The sequence below is a fragment of the Mangrovicoccus ximenensis genome (genome assembly GCF_003056725.1).
Lineage (GTDB): Bacteria > Pseudomonadota > Alphaproteobacteria > Rhodobacterales > Rhodobacteraceae > Mangrovicoccus > Mangrovicoccus ximenensis.
In genome coordinates this window covers 60321-84892 of the sequence record NZ_QBKZ01000004.1, presented here as the reverse complement: position 1 = coordinate 84892, position 24572 = coordinate 60321, and the positions used below count along the sequence as shown (strand labels likewise).

Annotated in this window: 21 protein-coding genes and 2 pseudogenes; 9 read left to right on the top strand and 14 right to left on the bottom strand. The window is 68.4% G+C overall.

The annotated features are described in order from the left end of the window. Window positions 1–112: 112 nt before the first annotated feature. The 4 genes from C7T91_RS37825 to C7T91_RS09440 form a co-directional block, all read right to left on the bottom strand. Window positions 113–235 (bottom strand): hypothetical protein, encoded by a 123-nt coding sequence (locus tag C7T91_RS37825; RefSeq protein WP_255471568.1) that lies wholly within the window; start codon window positions 233–235, stop codon window positions 113–115. Window positions 236–483: 248 nt separating this feature from the next. Next, window positions 484–882 carry a (deoxy)nucleoside triphosphate pyrophosphohydrolase gene (locus C7T91_RS09450; protein WP_108259019.1) on the bottom strand — a complete coding sequence of 133 codons (399 nt, stop codon included), beginning with the start codon at window positions 880–882 and terminating at the stop codon, window positions 484–486. Further along, entirely contained in the window at window positions 879–2195 is a 1317-nt protein-coding gene (argJ, locus tag C7T91_RS09445; protein ID WP_201742050.1) for a bifunctional glutamate N-acetyltransferase/amino-acid acetyltransferase ArgJ, read from the bottom strand. Before argJ ends, C7T91_RS09450 begins: the two co-directional genes overlap by 4 nt. Before the next feature lie 13 nt (window positions 2196–2208). After that, the gene (locus tag C7T91_RS09440; protein WP_108259018.1) at window positions 2209–3072 is read right to left on the bottom strand and encodes a peptidylprolyl isomerase; all 864 of its coding nucleotides are present in this window, start codon (window positions 3070–3072) and stop codon (window positions 2209–2211) included. Between the two features lie 182 nt (window positions 3073–3254). Here C7T91_RS09440 and secA point away from each other — a divergent pair, with 182 nt between their 5' ends. Together secA and C7T91_RS09430 are read left to right on the top strand one after the other, a co-directional pair. Further along, a complete protein-coding gene (gene secA, locus C7T91_RS09435) occupies window positions 3255–5957 on the top strand; it encodes a preprotein translocase subunit SecA (RefSeq protein WP_108259017.1) in 2703 nt (900 codons plus the stop codon). Next, the gene (locus C7T91_RS09430; protein WP_108259016.1) at window positions 5936–6532 is read left to right on the top strand and encodes a hypothetical protein; all 597 of its coding nucleotides are present in this window, start codon (window positions 5936–5938) and stop codon (window positions 6530–6532) included. The genes secA and C7T91_RS09430 overlap by 22 nt, the downstream gene beginning before the upstream one ends. Window positions 6533–6727: 195 nt before the next feature. On the opposite strand, the gene C7T91_RS09425 is transcribed toward C7T91_RS09430, so the two are convergent. Then, on the bottom strand, window positions 6728–7237 hold the full coding sequence (locus C7T91_RS09425; RefSeq protein WP_145962828.1) for a hypothetical protein: 510 nt from the start codon (window positions 7235–7237) through the stop codon (window positions 6728–6730). Between the two features lie 280 nt (window positions 7238–7517). On the opposite strand from C7T91_RS09425, the gene deoD reads away from it, so the two are divergent. Both deoD and C7T91_RS09415 read left to right on the top strand, forming a co-directional pair. Further along, the gene (deoD, locus tag C7T91_RS09420) at window positions 7518–8222 is read left to right on the top strand and encodes a purine-nucleoside phosphorylase (protein WP_108259014.1); all 705 of its coding nucleotides are present in this window, start codon (window positions 7518–7520) and stop codon (window positions 8220–8222) included. A 13-nt stretch (window positions 8223–8235) separates the two neighbouring features. Beyond that, window positions 8236–9219 (top strand): aldo/keto reductase, encoded by a 984-nt coding sequence (locus C7T91_RS09415; RefSeq protein WP_108259013.1) that lies wholly within the window; start codon window positions 8236–8238, stop codon window positions 9217–9219. Between the two features lie 57 nt (window positions 9220–9276). Here the strand turns inward: C7T91_RS09415 and C7T91_RS09410 are convergent, their stop codons facing one another. Further along, the gene (locus C7T91_RS09410; protein WP_108259012.1) at window positions 9277–10107 is read right to left on the bottom strand and encodes an urea carboxylase-associated family protein; all 831 of its coding nucleotides are present in this window, start codon (window positions 10105–10107) and stop codon (window positions 9277–9279) included. 82 nt (window positions 10108–10189) lie between these two features. Beyond that, complete coding sequence (locus tag C7T91_RS32420) at window positions 10190–10339, bottom strand: hypothetical protein (RefSeq protein WP_161555828.1); 150 nt, start codon at window positions 10337–10339, stop codon at window positions 10190–10192. 312 nt (window positions 10340–10651) lie between these two features. Between C7T91_RS32420 and C7T91_RS09405 the strand changes: the two genes are divergently transcribed. After that, a complete protein-coding gene (locus tag C7T91_RS09405) occupies window positions 10652–11158 on the top strand; it encodes a hypothetical protein (RefSeq protein ID WP_108259011.1) in 507 nt (168 codons plus the stop codon). Between the two features lie 214 nt (window positions 11159–11372). Here C7T91_RS09405 and ccmI read toward each other — a convergent pair whose 3' ends face one another. Further along, the gene (ccmI, locus tag C7T91_RS09400; RefSeq protein WP_161555827.1) at window positions 11373–12215 is read right to left on the bottom strand and encodes a c-type cytochrome biogenesis protein CcmI; all 843 of its coding nucleotides are present in this window, start codon (window positions 12213–12215) and stop codon (window positions 11373–11375) included. Between the two features lie 456 nt (window positions 12216–12671). Between ccmI and C7T91_RS32415 the strand changes: the two genes are divergently transcribed. The 3 genes from C7T91_RS32415 to C7T91_RS09385 all read left to right on the top strand — a co-directional run bounded on the left by C7T91_RS32415 (window position 12672) and on the right by C7T91_RS09385 (window position 14920). Beyond that, a complete protein-coding gene (locus C7T91_RS32415; RefSeq protein ID WP_161555826.1) occupies window positions 12672–12827 on the top strand; it encodes a hypothetical protein in 156 nt (51 codons plus the stop codon). A gap of 36 nt (window positions 12828–12863) precedes the next feature. After that, window positions 12864–13511, top strand: a complete 648-nt coding sequence (locus C7T91_RS38430; protein WP_330848835.1) for an FAD-dependent oxidoreductase — start codon at window positions 12864–12866, stop codon at window positions 13509–13511. 1133 nt (window positions 13512–14644) lie between these two features. Next, window positions 14645–14920, top strand: coding sequence for a hypothetical protein (locus C7T91_RS09385; RefSeq protein ID WP_108259008.1), 276 nt, complete (start codon window positions 14645–14647; stop codon window positions 14918–14920). 2203 nt (window positions 14921–17123) lie between these two features. Here C7T91_RS09385 and C7T91_RS09380 read toward each other — a convergent pair. From C7T91_RS09380 to C7T91_RS40365, 3 genes and pseudogenes are all read right to left on the bottom strand, one after another. After that, window positions 17124–19013: a TRAP transporter large permease gene (locus tag C7T91_RS09380; protein WP_108259377.1), complete on the bottom strand. Its 1890-nt coding sequence runs from the start codon at window positions 19011–19013 to the stop codon at window positions 17124–17126. After that, window positions 19006–19482 (bottom strand): TRAP transporter small permease subunit, encoded by a 477-nt coding sequence (locus C7T91_RS09375; RefSeq protein ID WP_108259007.1) that lies wholly within the window; start codon window positions 19480–19482, stop codon window positions 19006–19008. Before C7T91_RS09375 ends, C7T91_RS09380 begins: the two co-directional genes overlap by 8 nt. 91 nt (window positions 19483–19573) lie before the next feature. Next, window positions 19574–19947: pseudogene (locus tag C7T91_RS40365) on the bottom strand (cytochrome-c peroxidase); the annotation flags it as partial. Here C7T91_RS40365 and C7T91_RS09365 point away from each other — a divergent pair. Then, window positions 19852–20112, top strand: a complete 261-nt coding sequence (locus C7T91_RS09365) for a hypothetical protein (protein ID WP_145962827.1) — start codon at window positions 19852–19854, stop codon at window positions 20110–20112. The pseudogene C7T91_RS40365 and the gene C7T91_RS09365 overlap by 96 nt on opposite strands. 531 nt (window positions 20113–20643) lie before the next feature. Here the strand turns inward: C7T91_RS09365 and C7T91_RS09360 are convergent. The 3 genes and pseudogenes from C7T91_RS09360 to C7T91_RS09350 all read right to left on the bottom strand — a co-directional run. Next, on the bottom strand, window positions 20644–21855 hold the full coding sequence (locus C7T91_RS09360; protein ID WP_108259004.1) for an MFS transporter: 1212 nt from the start codon (window positions 21853–21855) through the stop codon (window positions 20644–20646). A 147-nt stretch (window positions 21856–22002) separates the two neighbouring features. Next, window positions 22003–22896, bottom strand: coding sequence for a LysR family transcriptional regulator (locus tag C7T91_RS09355; protein WP_108259376.1), 894 nt, complete (start codon window positions 22894–22896; stop codon window positions 22003–22005). A gap of 315 nt (window positions 22897–23211) precedes the next feature. Then, window positions 23212–24567 (bottom strand): annotated as a pseudogene (locus C7T91_RS09350) (acetyl-CoA carboxylase biotin carboxylase subunit); the annotation flags it as partial. Between the last annotated feature and the right edge of the window lie 5 nt (window positions 24568–24572).

Genomic DNA, 24572 nt, shown 5'->3' with positions numbered 1-24572 from the left:
GTGCCGCGGCACCCCGCGGGGGCGGCATGTCCGCGCATGCGCAAAAGAAAAGAGCCGAGCGCTGGACGCTCGGCTCTGCCGGTACGTGGTCTGAAAACAGTGTGGCTGGTGGTCAGACCGGCGTGCCTTCGAAGGTCCGCGGACCGACGCGCACGATGATGCGTCCGTTCGCAAGGGCCTTCACGAAAGTGCCCTGGACAGAGATGTGGCTGCCGACAGTGATGGTCTTGAGCATGGCTTCATTCCCCGAAAGTCATGGTGTGTTGGTGTCCTGCTCCCAAATTTAGTTAATCCTTCTTGGGAATTCATTAAGAAAAGCGTCATCCAGTTGTCATGTTAGCCTAATTGACGAGCAAATTAGGTAGAAATGTTATGCAAGAGTCGGAGACCGCTTGCTTGGATTAACCAATCTTAGGGAAATCTACTTGATTTTGCAGATGCAGCATGACCGCCAGCGCTAACACTGGCGAATCACGCCAGGCCTCAGACCCAGTCGCGGATCACCGGGATCAGGGGCAGGTCTGCCTCGGGCATCGGCAGCTCGCGCAGCTGCGCCGGGCGGACCCATTTCAGCGCCTGTCCCTCGCGGCCTTCGACGGTGCCTTTCCAGCGGCGGCAGATGAAGGTCGGCATCAGGAGGTGGAAGCTCTCGTAGCTGTGGCTGGCGAAGGTGAGGGGGGCCAGGCAGGAGGCTTCGGTGTCGATCCCGAGCTCCTCGCGGAGCTCGCGGATCAGCGCATGTTCAGGGGTTTCCCCGGGCTCGACCTTGCCGCCGGGGAACTCCCACAGCCCCGCCATCGCCTTGCCTTCCGGTCGCTGGGCAACGAGCACGCGCCCGTCGGCATCGACCAGGACGACGGCGGAAACCAGAACCATCTTCACGAGCGGTAATCCGCGTTGATCGAGATGTAGCGGTGGGTGAGGTCGCAGGTCCAGACGGTGGAGCTGCCGCCGCCAAGGCCCAGATCGGTGGTGACCACCAGCTCGTCCTGCTTCATGTAGGCGGCCCCCGCCTCTTCGGTATAGCTCGGCGCGACCCAGCCCTTTTCGGCCACCAGGATGTCGCCGAAGCTGATCGACAGCAGGTCGCGGTCTGCCCTGGCGCCGGACTTGCCGACGGCCATGACGAATCGGCCCCAGTTGGGATCCTCGCCCGCGACGGCGGTCTTCACCAGCGGCGAGTTCGCGATGGCCAGAGCCACCTTGCGGGCATCCGCGTCGCTTTCGGCGCCCGTGACGCGCACCTCGAGCAGCTTGGTGGCGCCTTCGCCGTCCCGCACCACCTGCAGCGCCAGGTCGCCCATCACCGCGCCGAGCGCCGCCTCGAAGGCCGCCTCGTCCGCTCCGGTGACCTCGGGGCCCTGTCCGGTCGCGCCGACCAGCAGCGTGTCCGAGGTGGAGGTGTCGCTGTCGACCGTGATGCTGTTGAAGCTGCGGTCGGTCAGGCGGCGCAGCATCGCGGTCAGCGCCGGCTGGGAAATCTTCGCATCGGTGAAGATGTAGACCAGCATCGTGCCCATGTCGGGCGCGATCATGCCGGAGCCCTTGGCGAAGCCTGCCACGGTCACCGTGCCGCCCGCCAGCTCGGCGGTCTCCGCCGAGCCCTTGGGGAAGGTGTCGGTGGTCATGATGGCGCGCGCCGCGCCGGTCCAGCCCTCGGGCGAGAGGCCGCCGGAGAGCTGCCCCAGCGCCGCGATGATGCGGTCATGGGGCAGGGGCTGGCCGATCACCCCGGTCGAGGAGGTAAAGATGCGCGACTGCGGCAGGCCGAGCGTTTCCGAGGCCGCCTTGGTGACTGCCTCGACGGATTCGATGCCGCGTCCGCCGGTGAAGGCGTTGGAATTCCCGGCATTCACCAGGAAGGCCGCGCCCGCCTCGGGATCGGCGCCTGCCGCCAGCTTGGCCTCGCAATCGAGAACCGGCGCGGACCGCGTGGTCGAGCGGGTGGTCACCCCGGCCACGACCGAGCCAGGCGCGAGCCGGGCCAGCATGACATCGGGGCGTCCCTTGTACTTGACGCCGGCCGCCACCGAGGACAGCTCCAGCCCGGCGATGGCGGGCAGTGCGGGGAACCCGCCTGCCGGGGCCAGCGGCGAGACCAGCGGAGCCGCGGGTTTCGCAGCCTTTTCGGCCGCCCGGCGAACGGCAAGCCGCTCCCGGGCGATGGCGTTCATGTTGCGCCGGATCTTCGGCATCGTCATCCTTGGGTCACTCTTCGATGAAGGAGGGGTCGGACATGAAGCTTGCGTCGATTTCCTGCGAGCTCTTGCGGGTCACGTCGCCGACATCGATCAGGCTGTTGATCTTTTCCTCGACGGCGCGGCGCTGCAGCGTCTGGGCCAGCTCGCCGCGGACCTCGTCGAGCGACGGCGCTTCGCTGAGCCGGCTTTCCTCGAGCTTGATCACGTGCCAGCCGAACTGGGTCTGCACCGGCTCGGAAATCGCGCCGGTCTCCAGCGCCATCACCGCCTGCTCGAATTCCGGGACCATCATGCCGGCGCCGAACCAGCCGAGATCGCCGCCATTGGGGCCCGAGGGACCGGTCGAGCGTTTCTGCGCCAGTTCCGCGAAATCGGCGCCGCCATTCAGCTCGTCGATGATTTCCCGGGCTTCTTCCTCGGTCTCCACGAGAATATGCGCGGCGTGGTATTCGCGGCTCGGCTCGGCGGAAGAATAGGTTTCGTCATAGAGCGCCTGCAGCGCCTCGTCGGTCACCGCGGCCTCGGCGGCCTCGGACAGCACCATGCCCGAGAGCAGCGTGCGCTCTTCGTTGGCGATGGCGGCATCGACCAGCGGCGGGCGCTCGGTGGTTTCGGCGGCCAGAAGCTGCTGGTTGACCATCTGCTCGAGCAGCGTGTCGAACAGGTCGCCGTCGGGCATCTGCTGGTATTGCTGCGGCAGGCGCGAGCGCATCAGCACGACCTCGCCGGCGGTGATGTCGGTTCCGTTGACGGTGGCGACGACCGTGCCGAAATCGGCCTTTTCCAGCTCCGGGGCCTCCTGCGCGGCGACCGCGGAGGCAAGCCCGATGGCGGCGGCAGTTGTCAGGAGAAAGCGGGAGTTGAGCTTCACGGGGCGTTCCTTCCAGGATTGTCCGCGTCCGGCGGCGTTGACACTCTCAGACCTGCCCCTTACATCGCTGGAGACCCAGACGACGGGGCTGCATCTGACCGCTTCATAGGATGTGCTGCCGGGGGCGGCAAGGCGCCGCCGTTCAAGAACGGGTCAGGACGCGCAAGCGAGCGGAGAGACACGTGCTGGGCATTGGAACGATTGCGAAGAAGGTCTTCGGGACCCCGAACGACCGGAAAGTCAAGGCAACCCGTCCCCTCGTGGCGAAAATCAACGCGCTGGAGCCGGAATTCGAGAAGCTCGATGATGCCGGGCTGATCGCCAAGACCGCCGAATTCAAGGATCGCGTCGCCAAGGGCGAGAGCCTCGACGCGCTGCTGCCCGAAGCCTTTGCCAACTGCCGCGAGGCCGCGCGCCGCGCGCTTGGTCTGCGGGCCTTCGACACGCAGCTGCTGGGCGGGATTTTCCTGCACCAGGGCAACATCGCCGAGATGAAGACCGGCGAGGGCAAGACCCTGGTCGCGACCTTCCCGGCCTATCTGAACGCGCTGACCGGCAAGCCGGTGCATATCGTGACGGTGAACGACTATCTCGCCCGCCGCGACGCGGAGTGGATGTCCAAGGTCTATGCGCAGCTCGGGATGACCACCGGGGTGGTCTATCCGCAGCAGCCCGAGCCCGAGAAGAAAGAGGCCTACAAGGCCGACATCACCTACGCGACCAACAACGAGCTGGGCTTCGACTACCTGCGCGACAACATGAAGTCGTCGCTCGATCAGATGGCGCAGCGCGGCCATTATTTTGCCGTCGTCGACGAGGTCGACTCGATCCTGATCGACGAGGCGCGCACGCCGCTGATCATCTCGGGTCCCGCACAGGACCGCTCCGAGCTCTACCGCTCGATCGACGTGTTCATCCCCGAGCTGACGGAAGAGCACTATTCGCTGGACGAGAAGCAGCGCAACGTCACATTCACCGAAGAAGGCAACGATTTCATCGAGCGCCGCCTGCAGGCAGCGGGCCTGCTGCCCGAGGGGCAGACGCTCTATGATCCCGAATCCTCCACGCTGGTCCATCACGTCACCCAAGGTTTGAAGGCGCATGTGCTCTTCACCAAGGACAAGGACTACATCGTCCGCGACAACCAGGTGGTGCTGATCGACGAATTCACCGGCCGGATGATGGTCGGCCGCCGCCTGTCGGACGGCCTGCACCAGGCGATCGAAGCCAAGGAAGAGGTGCAGATCCAGCCCGAGAACACGACGCTGGCCTCGGTCACCTTCCAGAACTACTTCCGCCTCTATGACCGGCTCTCCGGCATGACCGGCACCGCGGCCACCGAGGCCGACGAATTCGACGAGATCTACAAGCTCGGCGTCGTCGAGGTTCCAACCAACCGTCCGATCGCCCGGATCGACGATCACGACCAGGTGTTCCGCACCGGCCGCGAGAAATACGCGGCCATCGTCGAGGAGATCAAGAAGGCGCATGAAAAGGGCCAGCCGGTCCTGGTCGGCACCACGTCGATCGAGAAATCCGAATTCCTCAGCCAATTCCTCGGCTCGGAAGGCATCCAGCACAACGTCCTGAACGCGCGCCAGCACGAGCAGGAAGCGCAGATCGTCGCCGATGCCGGCAAGCTCGGCGCCGTGACCATCGCGACGAACATGGCGGGCCGCGGCACCGACATCAAGCTGGGCGGCAATGTCGAATTCAAGATCATGCAGGCGATCGAGGCCGATCCCGACCGCCACCCGGACGAGATCCGCGGCTCGATCGAGGAGCAGCACAAGGCCGACGAGGAAGCGGTGAAGCAGGCCGGCGGCCTCTTCGTCCTGGCCACCGAGCGGCATGAAAGCCGCCGCATCGACAACCAGCTGCGCGGCCGTTCGGGCCGCCAGGGCGACCCGGGGCGCTCGGCCTTCTTCCTGTCGCTGGAAGACGACCTGATGCGCATCTTCGGCGGCGACCGGCTGGACAAGATGCTGCAGCGGCTGGGCATGAAGGAGGGCGAGGCGATCGTCCACCCGATGGTCAACAAGTCGCTCGAGCGGGCGCAGGCGAAGGTCGAGGCGCGCAACTTCGACATCCGCAAGCAGCTGCTGAAATTCGACGACGTGATGAACGACCAGCGCAAGGTGATCTTCAGCCAGCGCCGCGAGATCATGGAAACGCAGGACGTCTCCGAGATCACCCGCGACATGCGCCATGACGTGGTCGAGGATCTGGTGGATACCTACATCCCGCCGAAGACCTATCACGACCAGTGGAATGGCGAGGGGCTCTATGCCGCTGCCATCGAGAAGCTGGGCGTCGATGCGCCGGTCATGGCCTGGGTCGACGAAGACGGCGTCGATGCGGAAGTGATCCGCGAGCGGCTTGAAGCGGCCTCGGACGAGCTGATGGCCAAGAAAGCCGTCGATTTCGGTCCCGAGCAGATGCGCAACATCGAGAAGCAGGTCCTGCTGCAGACCATCGACGGCAAGTGGCGCGAACACCTGCTGACGCTGGACCACCTGCGCTCGGTCGTCGGCTTCCGCGGCTACGCGCAGCGCGATCCGCTCAACGAGTACAAGAACGAGGCGTTCCAGCTCTTCGAAGGGCTCCTCGACAGCCTGCGCGCAGAAGTGACGATGAAGCTGGGCCAGGTGCGTCCGCTGAGCCAGGAAGAGCAGCAGGCGATGCTGCAGCAGTTCCTTGCGCAGCAGGGGCTGAAGGCGCCCGCCGCACAGCAGCCGGAGGCCGAGGCCGCCGAGCCTGCCGCCGCTGCGGCGCCGGGCTTCGATGAGGCCGATCCTTCGACCTGGGGCGAGCCCGGGCGCAACGATCCGTGCCCCTGCGGCTCCGGCAAGAAGTTCAAGCATTGCCACGGCAGCCTAGCCTGATCCGGGCTGCCGCGGCAGCGGTCCTGGCGCTCTGTGCGGCGCCGGCCGCCGCCCTGTCCTGCGACCCGATGATCGAGGCGGATGCCGGGAACGGCGTTCTTGACCTGCATCTGCGCTTTCCCTGCGGTGCCTACCAGCCGCTGGACGTCCGCTACGGCCCCCTGCACCTGTCCGAGGAAACCGGGGCCAGCGGCGCGGTGCGGCTTTCCCTGCCGATCCTGCCTCGGGACGTGCCTCTGACGGTAGCGGCCGGCGGCGAGACGCTGGAGATCGGCCTTCCCTTCGACGCGGTGCCGGGCGGCTTCCTCTGGATCGAGCCGGGCGAGCTTCAGCCGGGCCTCCTGCCGGTGGCGGGCTTCCCGGCCCCGGACGGGCCGCTGCCGGAGCTTGCCGCCTTCCCTGCGGGGCAGGGGCCGGAGCATCTCGACCTCGAGGTCACCGAGGCCAATTGCGGCCGCATCCTGTCCTTCGGCCTGCTGCGCAGCGGCTGGGACGCGCCGCTGCCCGTCTCGCTGGAGCTGCCCGGCTGCGGCATGGTCGGCACCGTGCTCCGCCTGCCGGTTCCGCAGGAGTGAGCATCCGTCATTCGCAAGCGGCTTTTGGGGTCCGCGGCCTGCCGGCTTTCGCCAGCGCGCTGGCTGCGAGCAGGAGCTAGCGCGGCGATGGCAACCTTTGCGGGTGTCCCGGCCTCGCCGGAGCTGGGCGTGCCTGGCCTTGAGGTCAGGGTGCAGCGCATCGCGACGGCGGCAGGCAGGCCCCGCCCGGCCGGCTCAGACTGCCAGGCGCGCGCGCAGCTCGGCCTTGCAGGCCGGGCAGACGCAATGCGACGCGGGCACGAAGACGCGCTCCGGCGCGGCGACCGGATCGATCCACGCCTGCCCGGCATGGAAGCGGCAGCAAACCGAACAGCGCGGAACCGAAAGCGCCCCGTCTCCCGGCAAATCCGGACCGACATCGCGGATGATGCCGTGCCACGTCATGCGGTGCGTCAGCAGCAGGCCGCCGCTGCTTGTTTCGACCCGCATGGCAAAGCGCCGCGCCCGGTACGGGCTGTCGCAGCGGTAGCTGCTCTCGAACGGCCTGACTTCGCGGCGGACATGGAAGAAGATGGCACCCAGATAGGAACTCATGTCGATCCCGTCGACGAAGTCCCAGATCATCCGGCCCTGCACCGCGCGGGCCATGGACCGCGAGCTGCCGTTGTCCAGCGCGAACCGGTCCCAATCGCCGCGGCATTCGGCAATCCGGTCCCGCTCGTCCAAGCGATAGAAGCTCTGCAATCATCCGCCCCCTGTCAAATGCGCACGCACGCGAAGCCGGATCTGATGCTTCCCCCCGAAAGCAGCCCAAGCGGCAAAACCGGAAATCAGCGTGCCACGGAAGGCGAATCCCGCAAACATGGATTTGCATTGCATGTTTGTTTTCCCGGCCGTCGGCGGGTCTCCGCCCGGCGCGGCGCTGGCCCGGACGCGGATGCCGCCTTGCATGCCCTGCCCCCGGGCGGCACTCTGCCGCGAAGGAGCCCGCCCCGGGCCGGACCAATCGGATGAAGGAGACCCCATGTCCATCCATATCGGCGCCAAGCCCGGCGAGATCGCCGAAACCGTCCTGATGCCCGGCGATCCGCTGCGCGCGAAATGGGCCGCCGAAACCTTCCTCGACGACCCGGTCTGCATCAACGAGGTGCGCGGCATGCTGGGCTTCACCGGCACCTGGAAGGGCCGCCGGGTGACCATCCAGGGCTCGGGCATGGGGATGCCGTCGCTGTCGATCTATGCCAACGAGCTGATCCGCGACTACGGCGCGAAGACGCTGATCCGCATCGGCTCCTGCGGCGCGATGCAGGAGAGCGTCGCCTTGCGCGACATCGTCATCGGCATGGCCTGCACCGCGATGTCGACTCCGTCGCTGGGCTTCTTCAAGGAGCTGAGCTTCGCGCCCTGCGCCGATTACGGGCTGTTGCGCGCCGCGGCGGATGCCGCCGCCGCCCGCGGCACGCCGACCCATGTCGGCAACATCTACTCGGCCGACGTCTTCTATGACGAGCGCCCCGACCTGAACGAGCAGATGACCCGCCACGGCGTGCTGGCCGTCGAGATGGAGGCGGCCGAACTCTATACCGTCGCGGCGCGCTTCGGCTGCCGCGCCCTTGCCATCCTGACCGTCAGCGATCACCTTTTGCGCGGGGAGGCCCTGCCCTCGGCGGACCGCCAGACCAGCTTCGGCGACATGGTCGAGATCGCGCTCGAGGCCGCATTTTCTTAAGAGGTAAGACCACATGCAGAAACGCAAGCTGGGGGCCTCGGGCCCCGAAGTCGGGGCGATCGGCCTCGGCTGCATGAGCTTTGCCGGATTTTTCGGAACCGCAGATGACGAGGTCTCGCTGGCCTGCCTCGATGCCGCGGTCGAGGCAGGCATCGACTTCTGGGACACGTCGAACATCTACGGCATGGGCCGTTCGGAACGGGTGATCGGCCGCTATCTGGCGGAGAAGAAGCCCGATGTCGTGCTGGCCTCGAAGGTCGGCATCGTCCCCGGCCCGCCGCGCAGCTTCAACAATGCCGAAGACCATATCCGCGCGGAACTCGACGCATCGCTGAAGCGGCTGGGCCGGTCCAAGCTGGAACTCTACTACATCCACCGCCGCGAGGCGGAGCGCCCGGTGGAAGAGGTCGCCGAGACCATGGGCCGGCTGATCGAGGAAGGGCTGATCGACGCCTGGGGGCTCAGCGAGGTCGCGCCCTCGACGCTGCGCCGCGCCCATGCGGTGGTTCCGGTGACCGCGGTGCAGAACGAATATTCGCTCTGGACCCGCCAGCCCGAGCTGGGGCTGATCCAGGCCTGCGCCGAGCTGGGCGTCGCCTTCGTCCCGTTCTCGCCGCTGGCGCGCGGCATGTTCGGCCAGGCGCCGGTGGCGCCCGGGACCTTCGCCGACACGGATTTCCGCAAGTCGAACCCGCGCTTCACCCAGCCGAATTTCGGCGCGAACGAGGCGCATGTCGCGGAGTTCCGCAGCTATTGCGCGGCGAAGGGCTGGACGGTCTCGGCTGCGGCGCTGGCCTGGGTGCTGGAGAAGGGCGAGCACCTGATCCCGATCCCCGGCACCCGCACGGCGGCGCATCTGCGCGAATGGCTGGGTGCGCTCGACATCGCCTTCACCGCGGAGGACCGCGCCGAGATCGACCGCATCCTGCCCGCGGGCTTCGCCCATGGCGACCGCTACGGCGACCACCAGATCCTCGGCGTCGAGCGCTATTGCTGAGCCGGGAAGTGGAGAACCCAGGGTTCTCCACGCCTCTCCTGCGCCCCTGCCCCGGACTCAGAGCCCGTGGCTGCGGTCATAGCCGCTGGCCGGGCTTTCCGGCCAGTCGGCGCCTGGGCCCCAGATTTCCACCTTGAGCGGATGGCAATCTGCGGCGTCGGAGGAATGCCCGGCCCCGCAATCACCGCCCGGACAGGCGCTGAGCGCGCCGAGCAGATCCATCTCGGCGAAGAATTCCAGGAAGTCGCCCGGCCGCACCGGCGAGGCCTTCATGAAATACTGGCCGGTATCGCGGGTGAAGCCGGTGCACATGAAGACATTGAGCACGTCATGCACGAAGGGTTCGGCCTCGGCTGGACTCATGCCGGTTTGCGCGGCCAGCGCCCGGGTCAGGTTGGAATGGCAGCAATTGTGGTACTGCCCGCCCGACAGGAGATTGTGGGTATAGGGGTCGCAGCGCGTGCCGATCACGTCATGGACCGAACCGCCATCGGCATCGATCCCGTACCAGTCCAGCGTGTCGGACAGGATCGTGGCCAGAGGGCGGAGCGCCGGAAAGCTCGACCACATCCGGTCGCCGGTGGTCAGATGCGTGCCGTGCAGCGCGCGGGTCTTGCCGGAATAGAACCGCTCGGACAGGTCATGGGCGTTCCACAGGTTGAAATCGCCGACCTGCGGTCCCCCGACCGAGACGATGCGGAACACCTGGCCCCGGGCAACGCGGAAACACGCCGCTTCGCGCGGCGGGACGGTCACCTCGTCCAGAAGCTGCATCCGGTCCCGCGCCGCGCGCATCGCGGCGAGATCGGGACGGGGCAGCGTGTCATCGGGATAGCAGATCACCGCGGGGCGCGCGCGGCGCAGGGCGGCATCTTCGGGCTCGGTCATGCGGGGTCCCTCGAGTCATAAACGCGCCCGTGAGTACGGACGCGGACAAGGGGGCCGTCAAGCCCGGTTCCGCGCCGCCCGATCAGGCAGCTTCGGAATACTCGACCAGGGTCTCGTCGGAGGCGGTCGCGGCTTCGAGGACGTCTTCGGGCATGTAGTAGGAGACGGAGTCTTCGAAGATGGCGATGGCGTCGTCGGCGTCGAACTGGCGGAATTGTGCAACTTCAGTCATGGAACCTCTCCAGGGGCTAAGTGGATCAACCTCCCGTGACGCTCCATGTAGTGCATCCCGCAGGGCGGGACCTCCGTCAATATTGCAAGATCGCCATGCATTTGCTGCACCGCAGCAGAAACTATCTTTCACGCTTGAAATGGCGCCCGCCGGGCCGCCGCCGCGCCCGTTCCGGCGCGACCAGCGCGAGGAACTCCGCCTCGCCGATCACCGCGATCCGGGCCCCGGCAGCCATCAGCTGCAGCGCCTTGCGGTAGCGCGGATCCGGCCGCGGCCGAAGCGGTCGTTCCGGCCGAGTCCGCCGATGGCCCGATGCTGGCCGAGGAAGCCGAAGCCGCAACCGGTCCCGAGGCCGATGTCGCGGCCGAAGCGGACACGCTGTCGGTCGAGCCCTCTGCCGGGGAAGCCGGTGCCGAGCCGACCGCCGAAGAGCAGATCGTCGCAACCGATGCCGCGCCGGAAGCGGCTGCGGAAGAGGCCGGCGAAACCGTGACCGAGGTGTTCTACACCTTTGCCTGGGCGCCGCGCCGCCGTGGCGGCGACCGTCCGGGCGGGCGCAAGAACTTCCGCGGCCAGGGCGGCAACAATGCCGAGGGCGGCAAGCGCGACGGAGCGGCTCCGCCGTCCGCCCCTCGACGCCTCCCGGGCAGAGTGGCCGCTGCCGGACTCCCCGGACCGCCATCCCATCCGGAGCATGCGGACAGGAGGTGTCCCAGCTTGCCGCCGTTCGGGGCGGGCCGGGCCAAATCGCGGGCCCGCTGGAGCAGCAGCGCTCCGCGGCGCTTGAGGGCGGCGCTGAAAGATGTCCCGTTGGCCTAGCGGCAGCAGGCGGAGTCCGGCATCCCCGGGCCAGGGGCCCGATCATCCGGATGCACCCAGAGGCCCCCGCACCGCCGACACCTGCCGCAACAGGGAAACGCACATCCGGATCCGGGACGGAAGCTGCCCGCAGCAGCGCAGGGTCCGGACTCCGGCCCGGCTGGCCGGGCTGGGAGGGGCAGAGGCGGAACCGCCGGAAGCCAAGCGCCGCGGGTCAAGGCAATGTCCGGCCGCCGCTCCGGCCTCCCCCCAGATCCGGCCGGCCGGTCTGGCTGTACATCACCGCCATGTAATAGCGCGCCAGCGGGTTGTTGCCGTCGCGCGCCAGCGCTTCGGCCAGCGCGGCCTCGGCCTCGGGGCTGACATAGCCGCCGGCGGCCAGGATATAGAGTTCGCCGAGCTCCGCCCAGCCATCGGCGGGCGCGCCGTCGCCGGTCAGCTCCAGCAGCCTGCGCTGCGCGGCATAGGCGGCCTTGAAGTTGCCGAGATTGGCCTCGTTCTGCGCCAGAAGCTGGTAGCCGCGCGGATCTTCGCTTCGCTCGGCGACAGTGGCGCGCAGCTTTTCGACCAGTTCCATGTATTGCGGATCGGCCTCCGGGCGCGGCTGCTGCGGCAGCTCGGCCTCGGCCTTTTCCTGCGTCGGGCGGGTCTCGCGCAGCTTGTCCGACATGGCGATGCGCTCTTTCAGCGGCAGATCGCCATAGCCGGGCGCGCCCAGCTGCGCATAGAGCGCGAGCGAACCGCCGACCAGCAGGGCGGCACCCACGGCGATGGCCAGCGCGGTTGCAGCCTTCGGCGCGGCACCGGCCTTGAGGCCCTTGCGGCTGCGGTCGGCCTCCAGGATGCGGCGGGAGATCTCCAGCCGGGTGCGCTCGGCGGTGTCGGGCGAGATCACGCCGCGCTCCAGGTCGCGCTCCACGTCGCCCAGCTGTTCGCGGTAGACCGCGATGTCGAAATCTGCGGCGGCGCGGGCGGCGCCGCTCTGCCGGGCGAGGGCGATGACCAGCGGTACCACCACGATCAGCGCCATCAGGAGGGAAAGGATCCAGAAGCTCATGCGTCTCACATAAGCGGTTCCGCATTCGCGCAAAACCCGGATTCGCCCTCGGGCGCGGTCAATTCCCCGCAAGTCGCAATTCCGCGGTTGCGCTTTCCTGTGGCCCGGCAAGGCGAATCCCGGCAAGACTGGTCGGGCAACCGGCCGGCGCATGTTGTCGGTTGCACATGAAGACCGTCTGGCAAGGTATTGTTATTGCTTGATTGGTTAAGGCAGGTCTGAACCTGCGTGTCCCGCTGTTGCGTTGCGTTTCCCGGTGTCGCGCCGTTTGAAGTTCTGGCTGTAAGTCTCAGATTTTAAAGGAGGGCGGAGCGGATTGCCGAAGAGGGAGATCATCCCGGGCCGGTGCGCCGGCGGCGGAAACCCGCCTGCCGGTAGCGGCGGCAACCCTGCCGGGAACTTTGCGGCGGGCCCCGATGTTGGTTCGCCGACGGAAACGGAAACGGAGCAGTCCCGATGGAACGCAAATCCCCCAATGCCACCCTTACCTTCATCCTCGGCGTGTGTATCGCTGCGCTGGTCGGCGTGGTCGCCTATGTCTACACGGGCGGGGATTTCGGCGGCGAGAACGAGGCGGAAATCCAGATCGACCTGCCCGGCGACAACGGCTGACGCCGCTGCCGCAGGCCCGGCGGCAGGAGGCGGCGCTTGAGCTTCCGCCTGCCCGAAGGCGGGCGGATGATCGACCGCAGCCGGGGGCTCCGCTTCTTTTTCGGCGGGCGGCCGCTGCAGGGCTTCGAAGGCGACACGGTCGCCTCAGCCCTTCTTTCCGGCGGCCAGGCGGCCCCCGGCTTCGGCTGCGGAGCCCTTCTGGAAATCACCGGCCGGGACGGCGTTCTGCGGGATTGCGATCCTGCGGCGACACCTCTCGAAGACGGCCTGCGGGTGTCCCGGCCCGCCAGCGCGGCCGAAAGCCTGCGCCAAGCTCTCCGGAGCCTCTTCGCGGCGCCGCAGCCGCTTCCCGTGCCGCGATCCTGCGGGGAGGAGGACGAGGCGCTCCACTATTTCACGGACATCCTGGTGATCGGCGGCGGCATTGCCGGCCTTCAGGCTGCGCTGGTTGCGGGCGGGGCCGGGGCCAAGGTGCTGCTGCTGGAACAGTCGCCGCGTCATGGCGGCCGGGCCGTCACCGACGGCGTGCATCTTGCGGGCCGTCCGGCAGCGGAATGGGTCGCGGCCTCCGGGCAGATCGACAGCGGCGGCAGCGCGTCCAGCATGCCGCCGCCGAGATCGGGCGCGAGCGCGGCAGCCAGCGCTTCGGCGGGCTCGGCGGGATCGAGGGCGGGCCCCCAATAGATCGCCTCGGCCATCCGCGCCTCGCGGATCCGCAGCAGGAGCGTCTGTGAGGGCGTGTCCAGTCGGTGGAATTCGGTCATCTTTGCGGGTGTCCTGCGGGTACGGGGTCAGTCGTGGAAAGGCGCGGCCGCGATGCGGCGGCCGATATGGAAGGCGTCTGCGACATGGCGCAGCGGCTCGGCATCGAGTTCGGAGGCCCCGGACCGGATCAGCCCGGCAAAGCGGCGGTAGAGCGCCGGATATTCGTCCACGCCGTCCGTGCTCAGGGGCTGGCCGCCGATGCTTGCGGTTGCGCCGCCGCCATCGAGCCGGAGCGTGCCGCCCCCGCAGTCGATTTCGATCTGCCAGAGCTCGGGGCCGTCATGGCGCCAGTCGAACTGGGCGTCTGCGCGCAGCCCCTCCGGACTGGCAAGCGCCAGCTCGGCGGCGANGGCCGTCACGCGGAGCTGCTCCGGGAAAAGCGCGGTCAGGATGGACAGCGCATTGATCCCGCTGTCGAACACGCCGAGACCGCCGGGCTGCCAGATCCAGCTCTGGCCGGGATGCCATTTGCGGACATCCTCCAGCCAGTCGATCCGGATGCCGCGCGGCTGCCGCCCGGCCAGCCAGCGGCGCGCCGGGCCGCGCGGATCCCGTCAGCGAGGGGCCGGCTCGCCCGCCGCACCGGCGCGCAGCGGGGGCCGGTTGATCCGTCGAAGGCTTCTGGCTGCATGTGGCCCCCGGAGGGATTTCCGTAGTGCCCAAGACGCCGGAAGACCGAGCGGCCAAGCCGGTCGACAAGGGCCGGATGTGCCGCGGCCAAACCTTCGGACCTGAAAAAGGCGACTGCGGGATGGCCCTCTCTGCCGGGCCGGATGTCCTCGAAGCATCAGCCATCGGACCCGCAGGGGCGGCAGGGGCGGCACATCCCGGCGCAGCGACGGCTCCCCGCAGGCGCGGCCACGCAACTGTCCGGGGCCACCTGTTCCTCGGCCGCCGCGGAGAAAACGCCCGTGATCCCTGCGCCGCGACGTGCTACACTCTACCTTAACGGGAGTTTGGCAAGAACTCCGCCCTGCAACGGAGCCGCGGCGAGGTCTCCCGCAAGGCGCAGGAGCAACAACAGGCAGAGGCAAAGGCAGAGGAAGTCCGCAATGAAGATCGGCTGGACGAACAGGATCGCGGCAGCTTTGGCGATCGCAGTCACATCGGGGCTGGCGGGGTTCGGCCTTTCCAGCCTCGCTCCGGACCGGACGCGCGAACGCACGGCCACCGAGCTGCCGCAGAAAACGCGCGGCCTCGGAGAAAGCCTGATAAGCCAGTCGACCGGCACGATTTGCTCGACCCCGCGTGGCGAATGCGTCGTCCCGCAGGGCCCGATCAACTCCTTCTGCACCTGCGGCGGAACGCCGGGCCGGATCGTCCGCTAGGCGTCGGAAACCTGCAGCTCCGCCCGGGCCCCTTTCCGGTCACCCGCGTCAGTTGTCTCCTTGGGCTCCGCCGGCCGGGCAAAGCGTGATATCGACGTGGTCCTTCCCTTCGCTGGTCCAGACGGTCAGGGACCGGGTTGCCTCCAGGTCATTCATCGCGGCCAGATACACCGGATTGACGAACCGCTTGCCATCGGCGCTGCGCTGCGCGGAAAAGACGGCGAGGATGCCGTGCATGTCGGGCATTACCTCGATCCGGTCGGCCTTCAGCCCGTCAAGTGTCACCACGGTCGACCGCCAGAGCCGGTCGCCGATGACCGCGACGGAGAAATCGCCGTCCTCGGACACGGAGCGGCATTTTTCCTCGTCCGCCTCCTTCACCGCATCACCGCCGATGTCCATGTCCGTGCGCTTGATCCGCGGACCGCTGAGCAGCTCGTTGCCGACGATAATGCCGTCGAGCGCGGAGTAATCGGCCGGCACACGCAGCCGCATGACGACGGGCGGGTTGTCTTCCTCGAAGGAGACCGGGCCGGAGCGGAACAGCGTGCCGGGATCGTCGCGGTCGGACAGGATGTCGATATCGGGACGGTCGTCGATATCGGTGAAGCCGCGCCAGAGATGCAGCTCGATCTCCTCCAGATAGGCCGGCACCGAGAGCAGCACCACCTGCGAGGCCAGCATCGGCTTCTTGCGGCCGTCCTTGACGATCGCCCAACCGAAATCGAAGGCCTTGTTGCCGCCGCCGCCGGTGGCGAAATTGACGATGCCCGGCCGGGCCTCGACCGCGCGGCTTGCGGCCTCGGCTGCAACCGAGCCGCCGAGCGGCAGCCCCGCAGTGCCGCCGACTGGCAGGGACAGGCCCAGATCGCCCCTGGTCTCGGTCTCGCTGACGACGCCGGTAACATCGCCGCGGGGAAAGGCGGCATAGGTATAGCTCTCGTTGGCTGCGACCCGCTGCAGGAAGCGGTAGGCGCCCAGCCGCATCTGCACCACCCAGCCGCGGACGCAGGCAAACTGGCTGAAATAGGGCCGCTCGCCTTCGGGAATGCCGGTATCGCCGTAATGCCACCACGGCGCAGCCCGGACCGGCGATCCGGCGTCGAACCTGGCCCTCGCAAATTGCTGTTCCAGGCCGGGAGACCGGCCCGGGCATATGCCTTCTTCCGGCGCCAGCCCGAGCGCCCGGAAGATTGCCTCCCAGCCTGTCGCTCCGCGGAACGGCACGTCCGGGCGGGTATCGCGGATCAGCGTCTCCAGAGTCGCCGCATCGAACGGGTTCTCGCGCAGCGTGTCGCCGATCCCGTCGTCGCGCGAAATGAACACGCTGACGCCGCCGTCCGGGCCGCAGGACGCCGAGGCGCAGCTGATCACGTCCCAGCCAGCGGATTGCATGACCTGCCCGAACCGGGCCCCGTCTCCGCCCTCGACGATCATTACGCCGACCTCCTGCTCCTGCAGGCGGATGTCGACCGGCAGGCCGAGGCACATCGGATCGGGCTGGGGGCGGAGCTGCAAGCTGATTCCGAACAGGTTGCCCCAGGGAAACGGCAGGCGTGCCGGCGGCGGCGCCTTGGCTTGCTGCGATGAGGCATGCCACTGGACAAAGCTGCCGACATTGCGCGGCTTGTCGTTGACGAAAGCCGCGGTTTCCGGATCGCGCAGCTCCCCTGCCGGGAAGTCGTCCTGAAAATACCCGTCTTCGTTGCTCGTGGTGCTGCTGGTGGGAAAGAAATAGTGCCGCTTGCTCCAGTCGTTGAAGAACTCGGGTTTCAGCGCCGTGTTGAAACTGCTGCAGATCTCCTTGGCGTCGTCCTGCATGTGTCTCAACAAGGTGTTGCCGTAGTCCGCGCGGCTATGCGGCACCCTGAGCTCCGACTCTACGGCGGCCTTCAGACGGCCAGGTTCCGGCAGCATGGCCGGCAGCAGCTGATCGACGACATACTTGCTCACGCGGACATCGAAGGCGGATTGCCCGCTTCCGACCACGGAACAGAGCGGCACGGTGCCGAGCCACCGCGCATAGGAGGCCGGACCGTCCGCGACCGGGCAAGCGGGCAGGCCCTCTGCACCGCACAGGTTCCACGCCTTCAGGTCACCGGCCATCCTCTCGACCCTGGAGGCCCGCGCCTCGGGGCCATGGGGCGTTTTGCCCGGGTCTTCCTGCGGGTCTGGCCGGCTGCAGGCCTGATCCTGCAGCACGTCATAGGCGTTGAGCCGCCCTTCGAGATTGCGGCGCCAGCGGTCGAAATGATGGTTGACGCCAAGCACTTCCTTCTGGCCGGCACCCGCCGCGAACCGACCGAAATCGCTCTCCTTCGTGCGCGTGTAGAGCGTCGCCACCTCCGCCGTCCGCCCGCGCAGGAGATCCACGTCGGTATCGGCGATCTTGACCACCACGGTCGGCGTCTTCCAGGTGTTGCGCCCGGGCAGCACGGCCGTGTCGAATTTCAGGCCGAAGACGGTGTTGCCCGCCAGGTCGTGGCGGTCGTCGAGCGAGTTTTCCAGGATGCGCTGGCGGATCTTGTCGCGCAGCGAGGACTGCATGTCGAATTTCGGACCGAAGGGCAGGCCGCCGGGCCCGTCTGCCCGTCCGCCGGAGAACTCGGCAGAAGGCATCGCCGCCGGCGATGTGCCGAAGGCGATGGCCGCGGAGAGCGCACGCCGCTCGCTGCGCTCGACCAGAACCGCATCGTCGATCTCCTCGAGCTTGCCGCGCAGCCAGGCGTCCTGCTCGTAGCGGTCGTTGACCAGCCGCTGGCGGGTATAGACCTCCGGGCTTTCGACGAAGATCAGCCCGCCGGTCTGGAACAGGCCGCGGGACAGCCCGCGCATGACGCCGGGCGCGGCCAGCCAGACGAAAAGACCCGCCGCCGCAACCGCCGCGGCGGAAATGGCCGTGATCGTGATGCTCCGGGCCGATGGTCTGAACATGGCCCAGAGTTGCATGACGCAACGTCAAAGTCGAGTCCCGCCTTGGCCACCATCCCCCTCTGCCCGCTGCCCTTTCCGCAGCCAAGAGATGAGCAGCGCCAGCGCGGCGCCCGGTTCGGCGGAAGCGGGCCAGACCAGCCGGTACATCGCCGCCGGATCGCCGCCCGCAGCGCCTGCCGCCGCCAGCCGCGAAGGCCACCACCGCCGTCACCGACATGGCGATGCGCAGCCAGGCCGGCGTCAGCCGCGCGGTCAGCGCCTCCTCGGACACGACGCCCGGCAGGACTTCTTCGTCTCCCGCGGCGCGGACCCGTGCGGCGGTGATCAGGATGGTGCCTGCGACGCCGATCGCCGCCGCTTCGGTGGGCGTGGCGACCCCGGCCAGCACCGAGCCCAGCACTGCCAGGATCAGCAGGATCGGCGGCACGATCTCGCGCAGCACATCCGAGAGCTTCGACTCGGGCGCGGGCTCGGAGCGGGCCGACGCCTCGTGCTTCCACAGCAGGCCGACGACGTAGAGGCCGTAGAGCGCGACCAGCACGAGGCCGGGGATCAGCGCGCCGGCGAAGAGGTCGCCGATCGTCACCGCATCCGGCGCGAAATTGCCCGCGCGCTGCTGCGCGTCGAGATAGGCATTGGCCACCTGGTCGCCGAGCAGGATCAGCACGATCGAGGGCGGGATGATCTGGCCGAGCGTGCCGGCCGCGCAGATCAGGCCGCTCGCCGTGCCGTCGGGCACGCCGACCCGCCGCATGGCCGGCAGCGAGATCAGCCCCAGCATGACGATGGTCGCGCCGATGATGCCGGTCGAGGCCGCGATCAGCGTCGAAATCAGCAGGACCGCGGCGACCAGCGCCCGCGGCGAGCCGCCCAGCAGGCGGCCGACCTGCATCAGCATGCGCTCGGCGACGCGGGATTTCTCCAGCAGGATCCCCATCAGCACGAAGAGCGGCACCGCCAGCAGCAGCGAGTTCGACATCACGCCGAAGGCGCGCTGCGGATAGGCCTGCAGATAGCCCAGGTCGAAGCCGCCGAAGGGCGCGGCGATGAAGGCCAGCAGGACCGGAACGCCCGCCAGCACCAGCATCACCGGGATGCCCGAGAGGATGCCGCCCAGAAGCGAGAGGCCGAAGACGATCAGCCAGGCATGTTCAATCATGGCGCACCGCCAGGGCCGCGAGGCCTTGCAGGATCATCAGGACGCAGGCGACCGGCAGCATGGTCTTCACCAGGAAGAAGCCCGGGAGTCCCCCGGTCTCCTTCGAGCCCTCGAGGATCGACCAAGAAAACGCCACGTCCGGCCAGACCCACCAGAAGGTGAGCCCGAAGAACGGCACCAGCAGCGCCACGATCCCCGCCATGTCGAAGCGCTGCTGCCAGCGCGGCGACTGGCCGGCACGGAACACGTCGACGCGGACATGGCCGTCCTCGGCAAAGGCGACCGGCAGGCCGAGCACGACCAGCGCGGCGAAGGAATAGGCGACGGCATCCTGCAGCTCGATGAAGCCGATGCCGAAGACATAGCGGAGGATCACCACCGCGAGCTGTCCCAGCACGATCAGTATCAGCAGGCCCTGGCAGAGCAGACCGGTCACCCGGTGCAGGCTCAGGGCAATCCGGTTCACCATCTCGCCATTCCTCTTGAAGTCATGGCGCCTCCTGCCGAAAAAAGCGCTGTTTCGCAAGGCTGACCCGCCGGTCCGCGCAATTTCCGGACTTTCAGCGTGGCACGGGAAGCCCGCTCGGCACCGTCTCCGGCACGCCGAGCCGCCCCGCCAGCGCGGCCGGATCGGTCAGGGCGGCGAGGAAAGCGAGGATCCGCGACACCTCCTCATCGCCGAGCGGGACCGGCGCCAGCTCGTTCGCCGCCGCGATCCGGGCCATCTCGGGCGGATCGGCCAGCACCCGGTGNCCAACGACAGGTCATAGTTTTGCAGCGCGGCCACGGGATCCAGATGATGGCGCACCACCGCCTCCAGCGAGGCATAGGCGCCGTCATGGCCATAGGGCGCGGTCTCGGTCACGTTGCGCAGGCTGGGCGTGCGGAAGCGGTAGGCATCCTCCGCCGCGCCGGTCACCCGCTGGCGGCCCTCCCGGACCGGGGCGGCGCGCGGAACCCGGACCGCTTCGCCGGCGGTCTCTCGGGCTATGCCATGGGCTTTGCCGAGGCCGCGGCACCGGAAGGGACGGCCATCGCCCTGATGCCCGGCGCACGGCTCGCCGATGGCCCGAACCTGTCGCTGAGCCTCGCACAATGAGCGGATACCTGACCTTCGGCGGGACGGAGATCGCCCTCGGCAGCGGCGCCGGGGCGGCCAGCGCCTATGCCGACGACCTCTCCTGGGGGCTGCTCTCCGGCGAGGGAAGCGCGCTCGCTCTGGCCAGCGCCGATCCCGTGGCCGCGGAGCTGCGCGGCCAGTTCGCCGACAGCCGTTGGACATTGAGGTCTGCATTCCGTCGAGGCGGAGCCGCAAGCCGGNTGAGCCTGGGTCCTTCGCCGAACGGAGCGCCTCGAAGACCCCGGCCGCCAGAGCGCCGAAATCCGCATCCGGGTCATTCGCGGTTGCGTTCGGACCGACGGGGCTTGCCGCACAGTCTTGAACCGCTTCGACGCCCTCGGCGCCGCCGAGATCGAGCGCGTGGCCTGATCTCAGCTGGGGAAAGGGGCATCACGTCCTGACGCCGGCTTCTGCCACATGCCCCGTCGACGGGTTCTGCAACATTGCCGTTGCGATGCCCGGCAGGTTTGGCCCGCGGCACCGTGTGCCGAAGGCCGGCCTGCGGCGGGATCAGGCCGCCGTGCGGCCGCTCTGCGCCCCGGTGCAGCGCTTGGCGAGCATTGCGATGCCGCCTGACAGCACCAGGAGCGCGATGGCGGCGGCGAAGGCCGGAACGTGGCCGCCGGCGTCGTAGAGGAGCCCGCCGAGGCTTGCCCCGAGAGTGATGGACAGCTGCACGATCGCGACCATCAGGCCGCCGCCCGCCTCGGCATTGTCGGGCAGCGTGCGCGCCAGCCATGTCCAGTAGCCGACCGGCGCGGACGTCGCGAAGAAGCCCCATCCGATCATCAGCGCCGCCGTGCCGGGCAAGCTGTGGCCGAACGCGATCAGGCCCAGCCCCATGGCGGCCAGAAGCAAGGGCCAGACGATCAGCACCGGGTAGAGCGCCCGCTCCAGCGGCTTGCCGATCACCGCCGTCCCGGCAAAGCCCGCCAGGCCCAGCATCAGCAGCATTGCCGTGAGGTTCGTCACCGCGACGCCCGTCACGTTTTCCAGGAAGGGGCGCAGATAAGTGAAGAGCGTGAACTGCCCCATGAAGAACAGTGCCGTCGCCAGCAGCCCCAGCGCGACGACCGGGCGCCTCAGCAGGGCGAACAGGTTGCCGCTTCCGCTGCGCGCGGCCGGCGCCATGCGCGGCAGGCTGGCCCAGAGCCACAGGAACACGATGCCCGCGACGGGGATCAGGCACAGGAAGGCCATGCGCCAGCCGAACATGCCGCCCAGCAGGCTGCCCATCGGGGCCGCGACGACCGTGGCCAGCGCATTTCCGCCGTTGAAGATCGCGAGCGCCCGCGGCACCGAAGCCTCGGGAACGAGCCGCATGGCGATGGCGGCCGACATCGACCAGAAGCCGCCGATGGCCACGCCGATCAGGGCGCGCCCCGCGAGGAAGATGCCGAAATTGGGCGCGAGCGCCGCGAGCGTGCCGGAGGCCAGCATCAGCGCGACCAGCGCCAGGAGCACATGCTTGCGGTCCATGCCGCGGGTCAGGGCGGCCAGGCTCAGGCTGGTCAGCACGGCAAAGGCGCCCGAGACCGAGATCGCCTGGCCGGCCTGGCCTTCGGTGATGGCGAGGTCGGACGCGATCGGCGTCAGGATGCTGACCGGCATGAATTCGGACGCGACGAGGGCGAAAGTGCCCAGCGAGAGGGCGACGACCGCGCCCCAATGGGCCGGGCTGTCGGCGGGCGCCCCGATGGGCGCGGCGGTGGCGGAAGTCATGGAATCTCCACGGTCAGGAGCCCCGCACCGGCGGGGCGGGGCGGGGCAGGGGGCAAGGGGGCCTCGCTCGGGAGGCTCGGTCCGCAGGTATCGGCAATCAGTTTAGGCGATCAGGGGCGGAAATGGCATGGATGCCATGAATCATTCTCATCCCTTGTGGCGCAGCCTGTCGATCAGCAGCCGCAAGGCCGAGCTTTGGTTGCGCCTGCCCATGTAGCACAGGTGGTAGCCGTCGAAGGGCGGACAGAACGGCGCCAGCACCCGCGTCAGCCGACCGCTGGCGAGATCGGCCCGGACTTCGGGCAGCGGCAGATAGGCCAGCCCGTGCCCGGCCCGCGCGGCGTCCAGCACCAGCCGCGGGTCGTTGAGGATGAACGGTCCGCCGAGCTTCCGGACCACTTCCGTCCCGTCGATCTCGAACTCCCAGTCATAGACCGGCCCGTCGGCGCGGTGCCGCATCAGGATGCAGTCATGCGCCTCCAGATCGTCCGGGTGGCGGGGCGTGCCGCGCGCGGCGAGATAGTCCGGCGAAGCGACGGCGGCCATTTCCAGCTGCGGGCCGACCGGGACGGCGACCATGTCCGGGCTCAGATGCTCGCCCAGCCGGACCGCGCAGTCGAAGCGGTCCTCGGCGAGATCCGACAGCCGCCCTTCGCTGCTGATCTCGACCCGGACCTCCGGATAGTCGCGCACCAGCTGCGACACCACCGGCCAGAGGATGTCCTGCGCCGCCGGGACGCTGGCCGTGATGCGCACGAGGCCGGAGGGCCGTTCGCCGAGGGTCCGGATTTCCTCGATCCGGTTGCCGAGGGCGGCGAAGCTGGGCCGGAGGGCCGAGAGGAGCTGTTCGCCCGCATCCGTGGGCGTCACCTTGCGGGCGCCGCGGTTCAGCAGCCGCAGCCCGATCCTGTCCTCCAGCCGCCGGATGGTGTGGCTGACGGCGGATTGCGACACGCCCAGCCGGTGCCCGGCCCGGGTGAAATTGCCTTCTTCGGCCACGGCGAGAAGGGTCGAGAGGTCGCCGAGAAGTTCGCGGTCCATGAGCTGGCTCCAGTGGTTCGGACCTCCCAGCCATGACGCAAAGCGGCTCCCCATGCAAAGGGGCAGCGGCAAGTTACATGAATTGGGTTCATGCCCGCGATAAGCCGGAAGGACCTTATCCGCGGCGCGGCACGGCCCCAGATTGCAAGGCGGAACCCAGACAAGGACCGGAGACGCCGATATGAGCGACACGACGACCGACCCGCAGAACCCCGCCCGCCGCGATCTGCTGACCCGGGGCAGCCTCGGCGCAGCCGCGCTCGGCATGGCATCGCTGAGCCCCGAGACCGTCTTGGGCCAGGCAACGGCCGAATGGATCAGCCCGGTATCGACTTCGCCCNCGGCAGAAGCCCTGATGGCGGGCCAGAGCGCCGAGGAACTCCAGGTTGGTCACGGAGCCCGCCACATGGCAGTCGGTCAGCGCCTGGTCCAGAAGGGCCAGGGCCGCGTCGCGNGTCGGGACCGTGGACGATGACCTTGGCGATCATCGGATCGTACCAAGGGCTGATCGTGTCGCCTTCTCGGACGCCGCTGTCGATGCGCAGCGGACCTTGGGTAAACTCCGCGCCCTCGGGAAAGCGCAGGTGGCCGAGCGTCCCGGTTGCGGGCAGGAAACCCTTCGGCACGTCCTCGGCATAGACCCGCGCCTCGAAAGCCCAGCCGCCGATCGCCAGTTCTTCCTGCCGCAACGGCAGCGGCTCGCCCGCCGCCACGCGCAGCTGCAGTTCCACGAAATCGAGGCCCGTGATCGCCTCGGAGACCGGATGCTCGACCTGCAGGCGGGTGTTCATCTCCATGAACCAGAAGCCGTCCTCGCGCAGCGGGCCCGAGCCGTCCGCGATGAACTCGACCGTCCCGGCGCCCCGATAGCCGATTGCGCGGGCTGCCTCGATCGCTGCACGTCCCATCGCCGCACGGACGCTTTCGGGCATGCCGGGGGCCGGGGCCTCTTCGATCACCTTCTGGTGGCGGCGCTGCAGCGAGCAGTCGCGCTCGAACAGGTGGATGACATTGCCATGGGCGTCGCCGAAGACCTGGATCTCGATGTGGCGGGGCCGGGTGATGTATTTCTCGATCAGGCAGCGTGGATCGCCGAAGCTCGACTGGCCCTCGCGCTGCGCGCTTTCCAGCGCCTCGACGAAGCGGGCGGGTTCCTCGACCAGCCGCATCCCCTTGCCGCCGCCGCCTGCCCGCGCCTTGATCAGCACCGGATAGCCGATGCGGTCGGCCTCTGCGGCGAGGAAGGCCGGATCCTGGCTCTCGCCATGATAGCCGGGCACGACCGGAACGCCGGCGGTCTCCATCAGCGCCTTGGCGGCGTCCTTCAGCCCCATCGCGCCGATCGCCTCTGCGGTCGGGCCGATGAAGACCAGTCCGGCCGCCTCGACGGCCGCGACGAAATCCGGGTTCTCGGAGAGGAAGCCATAGCCGGGATGGATCGCTTCGGCGCCGGTTTCCAGCGCGGCGGCAATGATCCGGTCTCCGCGTAGATAGCTTTCGGACACTTCGGGCGGCCCGATGCGGACGGCCTCGTCGGCCATTGCAACGTGCCGGGCGTTGCGNGTCGGCATCGGAATGCACCGCCACGGTCCGCAGGCCCATCCGCCGCGCGGTCGCGATGACGCGGCAGGCGATCTCGCCCCGGTTCGCGATCAGGATCTTCTTGAACATCTGTN

Excerpts from the sequence above, each read along its gene's own strand:
- C7T91_RS09415 (WP_108259013.1), top strand. The coding sequence starts at position 8,236 with ATGCAGAAACGCAAGCTGGGGGCCTCGGGCCCCGAAGTCGGGGCGATC.
- C7T91_RS09380 (WP_108259377.1), bottom strand. The coding sequence starts at position 19,013 with ATGATTGAACATGCCTGGCTGATCGTCTTCGGCCTCTCGCTTCTGGGC.
- C7T91_RS32420 (WP_161555828.1), bottom strand. The coding sequence starts at position 10,339 with ATGACTGAAGTTGCACAATTCCGCCAGTTCGACGCCGACGACGCCATC.
- C7T91_RS09385 (WP_108259008.1), top strand. The coding sequence starts at position 14,645 with ATGAAGATCGGCTGGACGAACAGGATCGCGGCAGCTTTGGCGATCGCA.
- argJ (WP_201742050.1), bottom strand. The coding sequence starts at position 2,195 with ATGCCGAAGATCCGGCGCAACATGAACGCCATCGCCCGGGAGCGGCTT.
- C7T91_RS09410 (WP_108259012.1), bottom strand. The coding sequence starts at position 10,107 with ATGACCGAGCCCGAAGATGCCGCCCTGCGCCGCGCGCGCCCCGCGGTG.
- C7T91_RS09360 (WP_108259004.1), bottom strand. The coding sequence starts at position 21,855 with ATGACTTCCGCCACCGCCGCGCCCATCGGGGCGCCCGCCGACAGCCCG.
- C7T91_RS09355 (WP_108259376.1), bottom strand. The coding sequence starts at position 22,896 with ATGGACCGCGAACTTCTCGGCGACCTCTCGACCCTTCTCGCCGTGGCC.
- ccmI (WP_161555827.1), bottom strand. The coding sequence starts at position 12,215 with ATGAGCTTCTGGATCCTTTCCCTCCTGATGGCGCTGATCGTGGTGGTA.
- C7T91_RS09365 (WP_145962827.1), top strand. The coding sequence starts at position 19,852 with ATGGCCATAGGGCGCGGTCTCGGTCACGTTGCGCAGGCTGGGCGTGCG.
- C7T91_RS09405 (WP_108259011.1), top strand. The coding sequence starts at position 10,652 with ATGCTGGCCGAGGAAGCCGAAGCCGCAACCGGTCCCGAGGCCGATGTC.
- C7T91_RS37825 (WP_255471568.1), bottom strand. The coding sequence starts at position 235 with ATGCTCAAGACCATCACTGTCGGCAGCCACATCTCTGTCCAGGGCACT.
- C7T91_RS09375 (WP_108259007.1), bottom strand. The coding sequence starts at position 19,482 with ATGGTGAACCGGATTGCCCTGAGCCTGCACCGGGTGACCGGTCTGCTC.
- C7T91_RS32415 (WP_161555826.1), top strand. The coding sequence starts at position 12,672 with ATGGAACGCAAATCCCCCAATGCCACCCTTACCTTCATCCTCGGCGTG.
- deoD (WP_108259014.1), top strand. The coding sequence starts at position 7,518 with ATGTCCATCCATATCGGCGCCAAGCCCGGCGAGATCGCCGAAACCGTC.